Genomic DNA, 15,350 nt, shown 5'->3' on the forward strand with positions numbered 1-15,350 from the left:
CGTCCTGTATTCATGGCTGTTCATTGAGGTATGATCAGCATGGAAAGATGCCAAACCGGCCGAAAGGGCGGAGAAAGGGGTAAAGTGATGTACTGCGAGAAATGCAAGCGGATTTTTGAAGAAGAAAAATGCCCTGTCTGCTGGCACAGCCAGGTCCGGGAGCCTGAACCCGGAGACCTGTGCTTCCTGACGGAGCAGGATTATGTTTCCTCCGGCATCCTGGAGGATGTGCTGAAGCAGGATGGAATCCCGTACCTGAGGAAGGACGTCATGGGCGCGGGGATGGCCATCAAGGTCGGTCCCATGCTGGACCGGGGCAGGTTCTACGTTATGTATGAAAAGCTGCCGGACGCCCAGGCGGTTGTGGATGAATTGTTCACCGGGATCCGGGAGGAAGCCGGAGAGCCGGTAAAGCAGGAGTGAGGATATGATTGCCGGTTTTGTAATCTGGAGCGCAGTAAGCCTTCTGCTGCTGGGGATCGGTATCTGGTCCTGGCGGTCGGAAAAGGCGGCGGGTTTTTATACCGGCGCAAAGCCGCCGGAGGTGACGGACGTCCGGGCTTATAACCGCTCCGTGGGGAAACTGTGGTTTGCCTATGCGGTGTTGTTTGAACTGCTGTACGTTCCGCTGCTGATTCCGGCACTGCATGATTCGGGCATCCTGTGGTTTGGCCTTGGGACGCCCGTGATCACAATCGGACTGCTGATCGGCTATCACTGTATCCTGCAGAGGTACAGAAAAGTATAAACGTTTCATTATTGGAAAAAACCGGGTCCTGTGATATATTGTTTTCATCAGAATGAAGAGAGGCTTTGCTTTATGTTCTTTGATGAAAACAGGCTCAGGGATCCGGATTTTTTTCGTGAAAACAGACTGGACGCGCATTCCGATCATGCGATTGAGCCTGCGTACCGGCTGTGCCTGAACGGCCTGTGGAAGTTTGCCCATGCCGTGAATCCTTCCCAGGTGATTCCCGGTTTTGAACAGCCGGAAATGGACTGCCGCGGCTGGAGCGATATCCATGTACCTGCCCATATCCAGCTGGAGGGCTGGGGGACGCCCCAGTATGCCAATACGGAATATCCCTGGGACGGGCTGGCGGATATCCGGCCCGGAGAACTGCCGGAAAACTTTAATCCCGTTGCCTGCTATGTGAAGTATTTCCGCCTGCCGGAGAACATGCGGGGCAAGCGGGTCTTTATCTCTTTCCAGGGTGTGGAGAGCTGTGTGGCCCTGTGGCTGAACGGAACCTATATCGGTTTCTCCTCGGACAGCTTCACGCCCCATGAGTTTGAGCTTACGGAGGCGCTGCGGGACGGGGAAAACAAGCTGGCCTGCAGGGTGTACCGCTGGTGCTCCGGCAGCTGGCTGGAGGACCAGGATTTCCTGCGCTTTTCCGGTATCTTCCGGGACGTGTATCTTTACGCGGTTTCTTCCGTCCATGTGTGGGACCTGAAGATCGTCGCGGAGCCGGATGAAACCTTCACGAACGGTATCCTGCGCTGGCAGGCAAAGACGGAAACCCCCGCGGGAACCCGCCTGGCCGTCTGCCTGAAGGACAGGGATGAAGTGCTCGCAGAGGGCCGCGGGGAAGTCTCCGGCCGGATGGAATCGGAAGGAAGCCTCACGGCGGACAGGATCCGTCTCTGGTCCGCGGAGGATCCGTATCTCTATGAACTGCGGCTGACGCTGACTGCTCCCGACGGAACGGAGGAAACCGCCGTCCAGAAGGTGGGTTTCCGGAAGATTGAGATCCGTGACAGCATCATCCGGGTCAACGGCGTCCGCGTGGTGTTCAAGGGTGTCAACCGTCATGACTTCTGCGGTGAAACCGGCCGGGCAGTCACGGAGGAGAAGGTTCGCCGGGATCTGCTGACCATGAAGCGGAACAACATCAACGCAATCCGTACCAGCCATTATCCGAATGCCAGCATGCTTTACCGGCTGTGTGATGAGCTGGGCCTGTATATCATTGATGAAAACAACATGGAAAGCCACGGCATGTGGGACATGCTCTGGCAGGGTTATATCAAAATCGACCAGATGTTCCCCGGTGCGCAGAAGGCGTGGGAGCCGATGCTCCTGGACCGGGTCCGCTCCGTCACGCAGCGGGACCGGAACCATCCCAGCGTTATCATCTGGTCCTGCGGCAATGAAAGCCTGACCGGCCCCGTGATCCTGGCCATGAGCCGGGAGTTCAAACGGCTGGATCCCACCCGCCCCGTGCATTACGAGGGCGACCATCAGGTGGACTTTTTCGATCCGGCCCTGCGGCTCCGGGAGATCACCGATATCGAAACGGAAATGTATACGCCCGCCCACAAGATCCGTGAATTCCTGAAGGAGCACCGGGAGAAGCCCTTCATCCTCTGTGAGTACACCCATTCCATGGGTAACTCCAACGGCGCCATGCACAAATATACGGAGCTGGCATATGAAGAGGAACTGTATCAGGGCGGCTTTATCTGGGACTTTATTGACCAGGGCCTGGTCATGCGGGACCGCTTCGGAAAGGAAACGCTCACCTACGGCGGCGACTGGGATGACCGGCCGACGGACGGGATCTTCTGCGGCAACGGCATCGTCTTTGCCGACGGCCGGGAAACCCCGAAGCTGCAGGAAGTAAAGTACAACTACCAGAATATTGTTGTCCGGCCGGACGCGGAAAAGATGGAAGTCATCAACCGGCACATGTTTACCTCCACTGCTGCCTTCCGCTGCGTTGCGGTGCTGGCCCGGGACGGAAAGGAAATTGCCCGCCGGGAAATTGAAACCAACGTGGCGCCGCTTTCCTCCGCGGTGTATCCGCTGCCCTTCGGTAAGCAGACCGAGCCGGGTGAGTATACGGTGACCGTATCCTTCCGCCTGCGGGAGGACACCCCCTGGGCTTCCGAAGGCTTTGAGACCGCCTTCGGCCAGGGCGTCTGGTCCGTGAAGGAAAAGGAACATGCCTGTCAGCACCTGAGCGGGGAGCTCTTCTTCATGAACAGTCCCTGGAATATCACCGTACGCGGCGATCATTTCAGCGTTCAGTTCTCCCGGCTCACCGGCGCGCTGACCTCTTACCGCTGGGGTGAAACGGAATACCTGAAGGCGCCGCTGCTGCCCAACTTCTGGCGCGCTCCCACAAACAACGACTACGGCAACCGTATGCCGCAGCGCTATGCCCAGTGGAAGATCGCTTCCCAGTACTGCATGGCCGGTTTTGATCCGGAAACATCGAAGAAGAACGCCGCCGTGCGTCCGCAGCAGGAAGCAGACGGCAGCGTGACCTTTACCATGACCTATGACCTGCCTACAAAGCCCGCCGCGTCCTGCGCGGTAACCTACCGGGTTCGCCCCTGCGGCCGGGTGGATGTGCGCATGGACTACGCTCCGGTAAAGGAGCTGGGTGAGATGCCGGAGTTCGGCATGATCGCGAAGCTCAGCGCGGACTGCGACCGGGTGCGCTTCTACGGCCTTGGGCCGCAGGAGAACTATATCGACCGGCGGGAAGGCGCCCGCCTCGGGATCTGGGACTACCGCGCGGAAGAGAACCTGACGCCCTACCTGCTTCCCCAGGAATGCGGCAACCGGACCGGCGTCCGCTGGGCGGAGGTCACCGACGCAAAGGGCCAGGGGCTGAAGCTGTGGCTGAACGGAGGAGAATTCTCCGCCCTGCCCTGGACGCCCCATGAAATTGAGAACGCGGCCCATGGCTATGAGCTTCCGCCGGTGAATTACACGGTGCTGAAACTGAGCACCCGGCAGATGGGGATCGCCGGGGATGACAGCTGGGGGGCCCGCACCCATCCGGAATACCTGCTGGATGTGTCCAAACCGCTCCGCTTTGAGTTCTCGTTTAAGGGAATCTGATATGAATGATCAAGAAGCACGGCCTGCACCGTGCTTCTTTTTTGTGCGAATGTGTCGCGTATAAATAAATATATGTAATATATACTTGACACAAGGTCGCGTTTATGTTAATCTGCTGTCGAAGGGAGGGGGTTCCAATCGCACGCAACCTGAAAATCAAAGCAGCCCGGGCTGAAAAGGATATGACGCAAAAGGCCCTTGCGGAGGCTGTCGGTATTTCCCGCCAGACAATGAACGCGATTGAACAGGGGGAATTTAATCCGACCATCCGTCTCTGCCGCGCAATCTGCCGTGTCCTTGGGAAGAGTCTTGACGATTTATTCGGAGAGGAGAATGAAGATGAAGCATAACGAAAACAACACCCTGGATGAAATGCAGGATCAGAAGATGCTGAAGATGGAAGAGTACGGCTACTGGATTCTTTTCTGGGGCCTGGCGCTTGCAGTCGTCGTCCAGCTGCTGCTCGGGGATTCCATCCGGCAGATTGCCGGGGAACTGATTGTACTGTTGGTTGGCGGCGCCTATGTGCTGGCCACCTCCCTGAAAAACGGCCTGTGGACAAGAAGTGCCACGCCGACCAGGAAGAGGAATGCCGCTGTCAGCATTATTCCCGCGGCAATCATCGGCGTGCTGAATGTGATTAAACTCATCCAGAAAAAGGATATCGGCACAAACGATATCCTGATCGCTGTTGCGTTTGCGGTTGGGACCTATATTGTCTGCTTTGTTGTCCTGGAAGTACTCAGGGTGCTGTATGAGAAAAGGCGTTCCAAACTGGATGACGTCGGGGAAGAGTAAGCTGATTCGGATATAAAAAGAAGCACGGCCTGCGCCGTGCTTCTTCTGTTGACGGATAAACTTTAATTACTGAGCCACCTGGATGGAGGAGATGATAGCAACCTTGGTGGCATCCCAGCCGTCGTCGCCGTTCAGGGGCATGAAGTTGTAAACCAGCACAGAAGTGTCGGTGATCGGAACGATGAGGATATCGCAGTTCTTGGCTTCGTTTTCGCAGGCGACGCAGTCAATGCCGTTAATGGTAACGTTCTTGAAATTGGCGGTACCATTGGCGGAAAGACCGTTCAGATACTCTTCCAGGCTGGGGATGATCAGCGCGAAGACGGAGATAGAGTAATTGCCGTCCTCAGTGGCAAACACGGCAACCGGAGCAGGGTCGGCCTGGATCTGGTTGACATCGATAGCGGCCATGTTGTTGGGAACCCAGTACAGCAGGGTGGCCACATCCTGGAACGCAACCTGCTGGAAGGAGCCGGATTCCTTGACCTGATCTTCAACATCGGACCAGTTGAGCGTGGGGACTTCTTCTTCCGCCAGGGCAAAGGAGCACAGCAGGCACAGGGCCAGTGCAAGGGCAAACAGCTTTTTCATAAAGCACCTCTTCTCTCAGGGGGAGCCCCTGATCTTTTTGATGATGTTCGTTCTATGACGACACAAACCTTGTTTATTATACAGAAAAAATCGAAATATGCAAATAAAACCACGTTTTCTACAAACGTTTACACAATCTTTGCCATTCTCCTATTGACCGGCTGTGGATGCTTTGTATATAATGCGTGACGGATTGTTTGTCTGAAAGGATCTGGTAGACATGAAAAAGATCATAGGCGCCGTTTTGTTACTTGTATTGCTTTTTGCCCTGGGCTGTACCCAGGCTGAGGGGAAAACAACCACCCTGCTGGTTTATATGTGCGGAACAGACCTGCAGGATGCGGGCTGTGAGGATCTGGTGGAGATGGCCGAGGTGGAAGCCGGAGACGCGATCAACGTGGTTGTGCTGGCCGGCGGCGCGAAGGAGTGGGATCTGGAAGACCTGAAGGGCAACCGCCGGACGCTGGCGGTGATCCGGGACGGTTACTTTGAGTCGCTGGATGACTGGGGAAAAGGTTCCATGGGTGACCCTGACAGCCTGGAAGAGTTCCTGCGCTACGGCCTGACGGAATATCCCGCGGACAGGACCATCGTGGTGCTGTGGGATCACGGCGCCGGTTCCGAGGGCGGCGTATGTTTTGACGAAACCGCGGATGACGACGGCCTGACGATTGCGGAGATCAACAGTGTGCTGAACACGCTGGATCAGTCGGTTCCGGGCTATCATATCAATATTTTCGGCTGCGACGCCTGCATGATGGCTACCTATGAAATGGCGGCCATGCTTTCCCATCATGATATCGGATACTATGTCGCCAGTGAGGAACTTGAACCCGGCACGGGCTGGTACTATACCGCCTGGCTGGATCTGCTGAAGAATGATCCCGATCTGTCAGATACGGATCTGTGCGGCGCCATTATCGAAAGCTACATGGATGAGGGCCTGAAGAATGATCCGGATGATTACCTGACGCTCAGCGCGGTGGACCTGTCGAAAATGAGCGCGTTGGAAACCCGCATGGAGCAGTTTGCCTCTGTGATGTCCGGCCAGATCGACAGCGGGAACATTTCCGCGATCCGCCGCGGCCGCAGCCGTATGTATACCTTTGGTTCCTTTGCGGATGGCAGCTGGGACATGGTGGACCTGGGTACCGCCCTGGATGCCTATGCCCAGTTCGACTCCGAAACCGCGGCTAACGTGAAGCGCAGCCTCTCCGAGGCGGTGATCCTGAGCAATCAGACGGCCAACCTGGGCACCTGCTCCGGCCTGTCCATCCTGATTCCCCAGGATACGACGGAATCCTTTGACGAGTATAAGGATGGTTTTGACCTGTCCGACGTGATCCCGAACTGGGTGGACTTCGTCAACGGTTATGTGGATCAGCTGCAGGGCGGAAGCTATCACATCAGCACTTCTTCCGCCTGCCAGATTACGGATGATATGGAATTCTCCGATTCGTTTGTTTCCTCCACCTCCTGGCTCTTCGGCGGCATGCTGTGGGATGATGAAGAAGAGTGCTACACGGAAGACTATGAGGCGGAAGAATACAGCATCGGCGACAGCGATGAAGGTTTCACCGCTGTGGTTTCCCAGGAAGACCTGGCATACCTGGACTATGTGGAAGGTATGCTGCTCATGGACATGAGCGATGACGAAATGGAATGCTATGTGGACTTCGGCCTGATGCAGAACAACCTGATTGACTGGGAGTCCGGTACGGTTGTCAGCCTGTATGACGGTACCTGGCCGGTCTTCGGCGGACAGCCGGTGCCGCTGTATGACCAGACCAGCAATGAGCACAGCCGCCGCAGCCTGATCCCGGTGAAGTTGAACGGGGAATACACCTACCTGGTGGTTGTGTTCCCGGCGGGCGGCACGGAAGGCCGGATTATCGGCGCCAACGCCGGTTATGATGAGAACGGCCTGCCGATCCGTACAACCACCCGCCTGAAGCCCGGCGACGAGATTATTCCGGTCTACACCATGTACTATGCCTCCGAGGAGGAGGAAGAACTGCAGGAGACCGAGTTCGAGGGCGACAAGATCATCTGGCAGGACGGCATGACCGTCACCTATGAGGATCTGAGCGACGAGGAGGAAGAACACGAGATGCTCTTCTGCTTCATCTTCAATGATATCTTCGGCGAGGATACCATGAGCGATATGATCTCCTTCGTGCTGTAATCGAAACCCTGCAAACCTTATAAAGGGCACGATTGACGCAATGCGGAGGTTTGTGTTAAAATACCTGTTGAAGTCTGTGGAATGGAGGAATTAATCATGAAACATATTAAGACTCTGAATACCCGTAATCTGTGTGAAAGCGCCAAGAAGGGCGGCTGCGGCGAATGCCAGACGTCCTGCCAGTCCGCCTGCAAGACCAGCTGCGGTATTGCCAATCAGCAGTGCGAGAACAAGAAGAGCGCGAAGTAATTAACCGGGTTATCACTTATGCCGCCTTTCGGCGGCATTTTATGTTATCGGAGAAAGAAAATGATTCATCGTTATCATCTGGACGACTGGTATATCGTCATTGACACCTGCTCCGGGTCTGTGCATGTGGTGGATGAGATCGCCTATGAGATCATCGGCTGCTATGAGGAGAAATCCCGGGAGCAGATCGTTGCGGAAATGGCCGCCCGTTTCGGGGAGGATCCCGCGGAAATCGGGGAGTGCTGGGATCAGATTACCGCCCTGAAGGAACAGGGAACCCTGTTCTCTCCGGACGTGTTTGAGCCCATGGCCGGAGAGCTGAAGCAGAAGACCGCCGGCGTGGTCAAGGCCCTGTGCCTTCATGTCGCGCACACCTGCAACCTGAACTGTGCCTACTGCTTTGCCAGCCAGGGCAAGTATCACGGGGATCGGGCCGTCATGTCCTACGAGGTGGGCAAACAGGCCCTGGATTTCCTTGTGGCCCATTCCGGCACCCGCCGCAACCTGGAAGTGGACTTCTTCGGCGGCGAACCGCTGATGAATTTTGACGTGGTGAAGCAGCTGGTGGCCTATGCCCGCAGCATCGAGAAGGAAAAGAACAAGAATTTCCGCTTCACCCTGACGACCAACGGTATGCTGATTGATGATGATGTCATCGACTTTGCCAACCGGGAAATGAGCAATGTGGTGCTCAGCCTGGACGGACGGAAGGAAATCCATGACCGCTGCCGGGTGGACTATGCCGGAAACGGCAGCTGGGACCGGATTGTGCCGAAGTTCCAGAAGCTGGTCAAAGCCCGGGAAGGCAAGAATTACTATATGCGGGGGACCTTTACCCACGCGAATCCGGATTTCCTCAAGGATATCCAGACCATGCTGGATCTGGGCTTCACGGAGCTGAGCATGGAACCCGTGGTCTGCGCGGAGAATGATCCCGCTGCCCTGACGCAGGAGGACCTGCCCATCGTGCTGCAGCAGTACGAGGACCTGGCCCGGCTGATGCTTCAGCGGAAACGGGAAGGAAGGCCCTTTACTTTCTATCACTACATGCTGGATCTTTCCGGCGGCCCGTGCATCTACAAGCGGATCTCCGGCTGCGGATCCGGTACGGAATACATGGCAGTGACCCCCTGGGGCGATCTGTATCCCTGCCATCAGTTTGTCGGAGAGGAAGCCTTCCGCCTGGGCGACGTCTGGCAGGGCGTGACCAACACCGCGGTTCAGCAGGAGTTCGCCTCCTGCAACGTCTATGCCCGGGAAGAGTGCCGGGACTGCTGGGCCAAGCTTTACTGCTCCGGAGGCTGCGCGGCCAACGCGTATCACGCGACCGGTTCAGTCCGGGGTGTGTACAAATACGGCTGCGAGCTGTTCCGCAAGCGGATGGAGTGCGCGATCATGCTGCAGGCTGCCTTGCAGGCAGATGCTGAGGAACAACAGGATGGAAACGCCGATCTGTGATTTTGTCCGGGAGTACGCGGAATCCGATCCCGTGCGCATGCATATGCCGGGACACAAGGGAAAGCCGCTGACCGGACCGGAGGCCTTCGACCTGACGGAGATCGGAGGAGCGGACGTGCTGTACCGCTCCGAGGGGATCATCCGCCGGAGCGAGGAGAATGCCGCCGCCCTGTTCGGAACTGCCCGTACGGTTTATTCCGCGGAGGGTTCTTCCCTGTGTATCCGGGGGATGCTGTACCTGGCGCTGCTTTCCGCAAAGAAAAAGGGGATTCCCGCACGGCTGCTGGCCGGGCGGAATGCCCATCATACCCTGATGACTGCCGCGGCGCTGCTGGACCTGGATGTGGACTGGCTGCTGCCCGCGCCGGGAGAGGATCTGCTTTCCTGTGCCGTTTCCGCGGAGACGCTGGACCGGGAACTGGATCAGAAACAGTATATGGCGGTTTACTTGACTTCTCCGGATTACCTGGGGAGACAGGTGGATCTGCGGGCTGCCGCGGAGGTCTGTCACCGCCACGGAGTGCCGCTGCTGGTGGACAATGCCCACGGCGCTTACCTGAAATTCCTGCCGGAGGACTGCCATCCGATCACCCTCGGGGCGGATGCCTGCTGTGATTCGGCTCATAAAACCCTGTCCTGCCTGACGGGCGCAGCCTATCTGCACCTGTCCGCGAACGCACCGGAAGAATGGGCGGATCAGGCGGAGCAGGCGATGTCCCTGTTCGCCTCCACAAGCCCCTCGTGGCTGATCCTGCAGTCCCTGGACCGGATGAACCGGGAGCTTGCCGGGGATTATCCGGTGCGCCTGCGCCGGATGACGGAAAAACTGAAGGAACTCAAAAAGACCCTCTGTGAGGAGGGCTGGACGCTTGCCGGGGATGAACCGCTGAAGCTGACTTTATGTACGGCTGACCGGGGATATACCGGAGAAGAACTGCATGACATGCTGCGGGATCACGGCATTGAATGTGAGTTTGCCGACAGGGAATACCTGGTGATGATGCCTTCCGCGGACACGCCGGAGGGAGACCTGGAACGGCTGCTTTCAGCCCTGCGGGGCATTCTGCAGAGGAAGCATATAAAGGAAAAACCGCCGGAACTGCCGGTGCCGGAAAAGGTCCTGTCGATCCGGGAGGCCATGTTCTCTCCGCGGGAGACGCTGCCGGTAAACCTGGCTGTCGGCCGCTTGCTTGCGGATGCCTGCGTCAGCTGTCCGCCGGCGGTTCCGGTGATCATCGCGGGAGAAAGAATCACGGAGCAGGCCGCGGAATGCATGAGGTACTACAACATCACAGAATGTGATGTTGTAGTCAATTCATAATTCACAATTCATAATTCATAATGATTATTTGCTTTGTGGCAGTGCTGATGACAAACACACTGCCTTTTTAATCGAAAAAAGAGCACAAGAAAAAAACTGTAATGTGAATTATGAATTATGAATTGTGAATTACGCATTGGAGCAGCTCATTTCATGATCTGTTCCAATGCGTATAACGCCGCCAGGTGTGCGGGATACAGGGCGTAGCCGACCCAGCGGGGAAGCTTCAGATCCTTTTTGAAGGGAATCAGGATGAACGGCAGGGCGAGAAGCGCGTAAGTTTCCATCCGCAGGAAGGCGGACAGCGGCTGGGAGAGGACGGCCGGAAGCGCGTCCATGTTGATGGGAAGGCCGAACAGGCTCTTCGTGATGCTGTAGGAAGATCCCCAGAAGAGGAAATAGGAAACCATGACCGCGGCGATGCCCGGACGGCTTTCCTGTACCGCATAGAGCATGATGAACAGCAGCACGCCCCGCCATCCGTAGTCTGCTCCCACGAGGATGGCTGCGGCCATCGCGGCAGCCGGCGCCCAGATCTGGCTCAGGTATTTCTTTTCCCGGATGCCCCACAGGGCGCACAGCCCCAGGAACAGCGTCAGGAAGATGTTGGGCTGCCTCCAGGTGTGATTCAGGGCGAGCATATACAGGGGCTGGGAAACAAGGCCGGTGATCAGGATGCGCAGCAGGTATTTCGGTACGCTGCGGGTATAGTGAAAACCGACGATCATGCACCAGGCATAGATCGGAAAGGCAATCCGGCCCAGCATCCGCATCTCTGGGATGTTCGGAAAGCACATCTTGCCTGCGTGGTCGATAAACATGAACACCAGGGCGATGATTTTCAGCCAGGTGGTAGCGGTATTGCCTGCCGGCTTCCGGGATCCGGTTAAAACGGAAGTCTCCATGAAAAATTTCCTCCTGCGGGGCTTGTTATCCGGCTACTACATATGGAATGGAATACAAGAATTATACCACGTTTTGTGGTTTCGGGACAGGCTTTCAAAAGGACCGAAAGATCATGAAAAAAACCCTTGCAAACCGTTGATTTCTTTGATATAATCCGTACCTGGCACATCCTTGCGCTGCAGAAAGCAGCGCCAAAAGTCCGTGAGGAGGTGAAAGAATGATGAACAGGTATGAAATGATCTACATCATCGACGCTGATCTGGAGGAAGCCGCCCGTAAGGAACTGATTGAGAAGGTTTCCGCGCTGATCACTAACAACGGTGGTGAGATCGAGAAAGTCGATGAAACATGGGGCAAGCGCCGCCTGGCCTATGCGATCGACTACAAGACCGAAGGCTGGTACGTGCTGGTGAACTTCAATGCACCGGTCGAACTGCCCCGCGAGCTCGAGCGTAACCTGCAGATCAACGAGAACGTTCTCCGTTATCTCGTGATCAAGCTGGTCGAGAAGCGTTCTTCGGTGAAGCCCCGTGCCGAAAGGCCGGCTCCCGTTGCCGCTCCTGTGGATGAAGCTCCCGTTGCTGAGGAAGCCGCTCCTGCAGTTGCTGCAGAAGAAGCTCCCGCTGCTGATGCAGAGTAAGTCTGAGAGGAGAGGGAAACATGAATAAGCTGACAATCATCGGAAACCTGACCCGTGATCCTGAACTGCGCACCACCACTACCGGTGTGAACGTTTGTGACTTTACCGTTGCGGTAAACCGCAGGCAGCGCCGTGATGCTCAGGGCGGACAGCCTGAAGCGGATTTCTTCCGCGTGACTGCCTGGCGTGAGCGCGGAGAACTCTGCGCCAAGTATCTGGCGAAGGGCCGCAAGGTCTGCGTTATCGGACCGGTCAGCGTCCGTACCTTTACAGGCAACGACGGCACCACCCGTGCCAGCCTGGAAGTAACGGCTGATGAAGTGGAATTCCTTTCTTCCCGGAATGACGGAGAAGCCGGCGGCTATGCTGCTTCCGCTGCTCCCGAAGCTCCCTCTGCTGATTCCCAGGCAGCCGGTTTCACTGCTGTGGAAACCGATGAGCTGCCGTTCTAACGCTCGAAAAGGAGGATAAAGCCAATGTCTGAAGAACGTGGCGAAAGAAGACCGCGCCCCCGCGGAGGACGTCGTCCCCGCCGGAAGGTTTGCAGCTTCTGCGTTGACAAGATTGAATACATCGATTACAAGGATATCAACCGCCTGCGCCGCTTCACCAATGAGCGCGGCAAGATTCTGCCCCGCCGGATGAGCGGCAACTGCGCCAAGCATCAGCGTCAGCTGAGCGAGGCCATCAAGCGCGCACGTGCCATCGCCTTGATGCCCTACACGGTGGAATAAGATGTATCAGAAAACTGCTCCGAATTTCGGAGCAGTTTTTTTAATTCATAATTCATAATTCACAATTCATAATTATGCTGGTTTGTTCAGGCGGCTTTAACAAAAAAACAGCACGATCGTTTTGCTTGTCGTGCTGTTTTGCTTCAGGTGTAAAACACTATGCATTGTGCATTGATCAGGGATCAGAGATCCCTGATCTCATAGTCACAGGCGACGGAGGCGCTGCGTACCTCGTGCATCCGCTTTTTCACGGGCATATGCACCGGATGGGTCTGGTAGGCGTCGAAGGCTTCCCGGGTCTCAAACTCGGTAATCAGGGCCAGGTCGTAGGAGCGATCGCTGTGCAGGAAGTCGGCGCCGGCCTCCAGGCTGACCATGCCTTCGATTTTCCCCTTCATGCCGTAGAAGTTTTTGACCAGCTGGGGAATCTCATCCTTGAATTCATCCTTGATTTTGAACATGACGATGTGACGGATCATTGGTTTTCTCCTTTGTCTGTATTTTCCGGGTGAAGGCGTTTCCACGCTTCCACCGCGATTTCCGGCAGCAGGTGGTACAGGATCATCAGATCACCGTTTTTCCGGCTGCGGGTCTTCTCATTCACGGGAATATAGGTCAGGTCATTGACGTCTTCCTTTTTCGGAGCGGCAGCGACAAACACATCCCAGGCGGCTTCCTCCAGCGCTTCCGCCTCCGGCAGGGCCCGGAGGGAGGCACTTTTTTCCTTTGCCTTTTTCAGGACGTCATAAATACCGAGCGCGCCGCAGATTAAGGCGGCGATTCCCAGCAGGAGAAAAACCTGCCGGTTGTCTTTCAGGAAAAGGAAGGTAACAGCCTCAATCAGCAGTCCCGCGGCGAAAACGGCACCGAATCGGACCAGCTGGGGTTTCACAGCCCGGACGGGATCCAGGGACAGGTTCAGCTGCTCCCGGGCGCAGCGTTCACAGACACAGCTCTCTTTTTCATCTCCCAGGGCCTGGACTTTCCGCTCGCCGCCGAGTCCCCGTACGGGAAGCGTACGGACTTCAATGGCCCGGATCGGATATGCGGCCGGACCGCCGCACCGGATGCATTTATCTGGCATATTCTTTATTCCTTATGACTGAAATAACGGCAGAGACAGCCAGGCTGTCCCTGCCGCGGAGAACACTTGATAATTCTGAATTCTTAGTTCTGAATTGCGAATTATACCACAATGAACTGGGACAGGACAGAGAGCATCAGGCTGGCCAGCAGCAGGATGATCGCGCCGCCCAGGCGGGAGGAGATCTGCGCGAAGGGCATCAGTTCCATCCGGTTTGCGGCGGACAGCACCGCAACGTCGCCGGTGCCGCCCATGTTGGACATGCACAGGCCGGCGGTGACGCCGGATTCGAAGGGATAGAAGCCCACCAGCTTGCCGATGAACGCCGCGCCGACGAAGGCACCGATACATGTGGCCGCGCACAGCAGCAGGTAGGTCAGGCTGAAGGAGGAGATGACCGTGCCAATCTCCAGGTAGCAGATACCGATGCCGACCAGCAGCATGTTGGTCAGGTTCTTCATGATGAACTGGAACCACTGGTAGCAGGCAATCTCGATCCGCTCGGGGATGATATTGGTGATCTTGCAGATGGCAACCGTGATGATCATCCAGGCGTAGGCATGGATGGTGATGCCGGTGCCGAGAGCCTTCCAGGCGCCGGCCAGGATGAAGCCCCAGGCAAAGAACGCACCGGAGACCAGCAGGCCGATGCCCATGTTCTGCAGGCTCAGGGATTCACGCTTTTCCTTCATCTCGGGGCTGATTTCCAGTTCCTTCGGATCGATGGAACCGGCCTGCATCAGGGCGCCGTTGCCGTTCATCTTGCCCTTGATCACTTTCACCAGCACGCCGGCCAGCACGATGGAGACCGCGTTGCCGATGGCGACTGCCGGCGTCATGACGGACAGTGCCTGCGCCGCGGTCATGGAGCTGCTGCTTTCAAAGATCTTGGAAAGCGGGGTTGCGCCTGCACCCATACCGCCGCCCATGATCGGCAGGGCGATCAGCAGCAGGGCGTTCATGACTGGATAGCCCATGATGGCAGCTACGCCGCAGCACAGGCCGAAGGCCAGGATCAGGCCGCCGAAGATGGCGGGGAAGTAACGGGCCGCGGCCTTGATCAGCAGCTTCCGGTTCATGCCCAGGATGGAACCGGTAATCAGGGCGGCGATGTACCAGTCAAGGAACGCGCCGTCGCCCTTGAAGAACTTGTTGATGCTGCCGACAAGATCCAGCTTGCCGAAGGGGAGGGTCATGTTGTAGATGGTCTCACCGTCCACAGTCTTGGCCGCGGGCAGGATTCCGAAGTAAACCAGCAGTGCGGAACCAAAGATACACACGATGGCGCCGCCGCCCAGATAGTCTTTGATAATCGGCGTATGATCGCCGATCCAGCCCAGAATCGTTCCAAGTACGATCATGAACAGGAAGCAGCCGGCCATCCCGGCGGGCAGGACGCCCAGATAGGTGGCCAGGATCGTCACCGCAGTGATGATCAGGAAGATCGGCAGGGGAAGGTTAAACAGCTGGAACGGTTTTTTCTCCTTGGGTGCGGTAGTCACAGACATTCCTCCTTAAATCGTATTGG

17 protein-coding genes are annotated in these 15,350 nt (G+C 56.6%); 12 read left to right on the top strand and 5 right to left on the bottom strand.

Going from position 1 to position 15,350, the window contains the following annotated elements:
* Positions 1–39: 39 nt before the first annotated feature.
* From JRC49_08740 to JRC49_08760, 5 genes are all read left to right on the top strand, one after another.
* Positions 40–423 carry a hypothetical protein gene (locus tag JRC49_08740; protein ID QTE69894.1) on the top strand — a complete coding sequence of 128 codons (384 nt, stop codon included), beginning with the start codon at positions 40–42 and terminating at the stop codon, positions 421–423.
* Between the two features lie 4 nt (positions 424–427).
* A complete protein-coding gene (locus tag JRC49_08745) occupies positions 428–748 on the top strand; it encodes a hypothetical protein (GenBank protein QTE69895.1) in 321 nt (106 codons plus the stop codon).
* A gap of 72 nt (positions 749–820) precedes the next feature.
* A complete protein-coding gene (locus JRC49_08750; GenBank protein QTE69896.1) occupies positions 821–3,856 on the top strand; it encodes a DUF4981 domain-containing protein in 3,036 nt (1,011 codons plus the stop codon).
* A gap of 137 nt (positions 3,857–3,993) precedes the next feature.
* Positions 3,994–4,206: a helix-turn-helix transcriptional regulator gene (locus tag JRC49_08755; protein QTE72853.1), complete on the top strand. Its 213-nt coding sequence runs from the start codon at positions 3,994–3,996 to the stop codon at positions 4,204–4,206.
* Complete coding sequence (locus tag JRC49_08760; GenBank protein QTE69897.1) at positions 4,196–4,654, top strand: hypothetical protein; 459 nt, start codon at positions 4,196–4,198, stop codon at positions 4,652–4,654. Before JRC49_08755 ends, JRC49_08760 begins: the two co-directional genes overlap by 11 nt.
* Before the next feature lie 66 nt (positions 4,655–4,720).
* Here the strand turns inward: JRC49_08760 and JRC49_08765 are convergent, their stop codons facing one another.
* The gene (locus tag JRC49_08765; GenBank protein ID QTE69898.1) at positions 4,721–5,245 is read right to left on the bottom strand and encodes a hypothetical protein; all 525 of its coding nucleotides are present in this window, start codon (positions 5,243–5,245) and stop codon (positions 4,721–4,723) included.
* Between the two features lie 220 nt (positions 5,246–5,465).
* Between JRC49_08765 and JRC49_08770 the strand changes: the two genes are divergently transcribed.
* From JRC49_08770 to JRC49_08785, 4 genes are all read left to right on the top strand, one after another.
* Positions 5,466–7,430: a hypothetical protein gene (locus JRC49_08770; GenBank protein ID QTE69899.1), complete on the top strand. Its 1,965-nt coding sequence runs from the start codon at positions 5,466–5,468 to the stop codon at positions 7,428–7,430.
* 96 nt (positions 7,431–7,526) lie between these two features.
* The gene (scfA, locus tag JRC49_08775) at positions 7,527–7,679 is read left to right on the top strand and encodes a six-cysteine ranthipeptide SCIFF (protein ID QTE69900.1); all 153 of its coding nucleotides are present in this window, start codon (positions 7,527–7,529) and stop codon (positions 7,677–7,679) included.
* Positions 7,680–7,739: 60 nt separating this feature from the next.
* Complete coding sequence (gene scfB / locus JRC49_08780) at positions 7,740–9,137, top strand: thioether cross-link-forming SCIFF peptide maturase (protein ID QTE69901.1); 1,398 nt, start codon at positions 7,740–7,742, stop codon at positions 9,135–9,137.
* A complete protein-coding gene (locus tag JRC49_08785) occupies positions 9,118–10,458 on the top strand; it encodes a PLP-dependent transferase (GenBank protein ID QTE69902.1) in 1,341 nt (446 codons plus the stop codon). Before scfB ends, JRC49_08785 begins: the two co-directional genes overlap by 20 nt.
* A gap of 146 nt (positions 10,459–10,604) precedes the next feature.
* On the opposite strand, the gene JRC49_08790 is transcribed toward JRC49_08785, so the two are convergent.
* Positions 10,605–11,363: a hypothetical protein gene (locus JRC49_08790; GenBank protein QTE69903.1), complete on the bottom strand. Its 759-nt coding sequence runs from the start codon at positions 11,361–11,363 to the stop codon at positions 10,605–10,607.
* A 221-nt stretch (positions 11,364–11,584) separates the two neighbouring features.
* Here JRC49_08790 and JRC49_08795 point away from each other — a divergent pair, with 221 nt between their 5' ends.
* The 3 genes from JRC49_08795 to JRC49_08805 are packed head-to-tail and all read left to right on the top strand — an operon-like array spanning position 11,585 to position 12,738.
* Positions 11,585–12,004 carry a 30S ribosomal protein S6 gene (locus JRC49_08795; GenBank protein QTE72854.1) on the top strand — a complete coding sequence of 140 codons (420 nt, stop codon included), beginning with the start codon at positions 11,585–11,587 and terminating at the stop codon, positions 12,002–12,004.
* Between the two features lie 20 nt (positions 12,005–12,024).
* The gene (locus JRC49_08800) at positions 12,025–12,456 is read left to right on the top strand and encodes a single-stranded DNA-binding protein (protein QTE69904.1); all 432 of its coding nucleotides are present in this window, start codon (positions 12,025–12,027) and stop codon (positions 12,454–12,456) included.
* A 24-nt stretch (positions 12,457–12,480) separates the two neighbouring features.
* Positions 12,481–12,738, top strand: a complete 258-nt coding sequence (locus JRC49_08805; GenBank protein ID QTE69905.1) for a 30S ribosomal protein S18 — start codon at positions 12,481–12,483, stop codon at positions 12,736–12,738.
* A 182-nt stretch (positions 12,739–12,920) separates the two neighbouring features.
* On the opposite strand, the gene JRC49_08810 is transcribed toward JRC49_08805, so the two are convergent.
* The 3 genes from JRC49_08810 to JRC49_08820 all read right to left on the bottom strand — a co-directional run bounded on the left by JRC49_08810 (position 12,921) and on the right by JRC49_08820 (position 15,330).
* The gene (locus tag JRC49_08810) at positions 12,921–13,217 is read right to left on the bottom strand and encodes a Dabb family protein (protein QTE69906.1); all 297 of its coding nucleotides are present in this window, start codon (positions 13,215–13,217) and stop codon (positions 12,921–12,923) included.
* Positions 13,214–13,822, bottom strand: coding sequence for a hypothetical protein (locus tag JRC49_08815; protein QTE69907.1), 609 nt, complete (start codon positions 13,820–13,822; stop codon positions 13,214–13,216). Before JRC49_08815 ends, JRC49_08810 begins: the two co-directional genes overlap by 4 nt.
* 101 nt (positions 13,823–13,923) lie before the next feature.
* Positions 13,924–15,330, bottom strand: a complete 1,407-nt coding sequence (locus JRC49_08820) for a 2-hydroxycarboxylate transporter family protein (GenBank protein QTE69908.1) — start codon at positions 15,328–15,330, stop codon at positions 13,924–13,926.
* Positions 15,331–15,350 lie beyond the last annotated feature (20 nt).

It is taken from the genome of Clostridiales bacterium FE2011 (assembly GCA_017569305.1).
In the GTDB taxonomy this organism is placed as follows: domain Bacteria; phylum Bacillota; class Clostridia; order Christensenellales; family Aristaeellaceae; genus Aristaeella.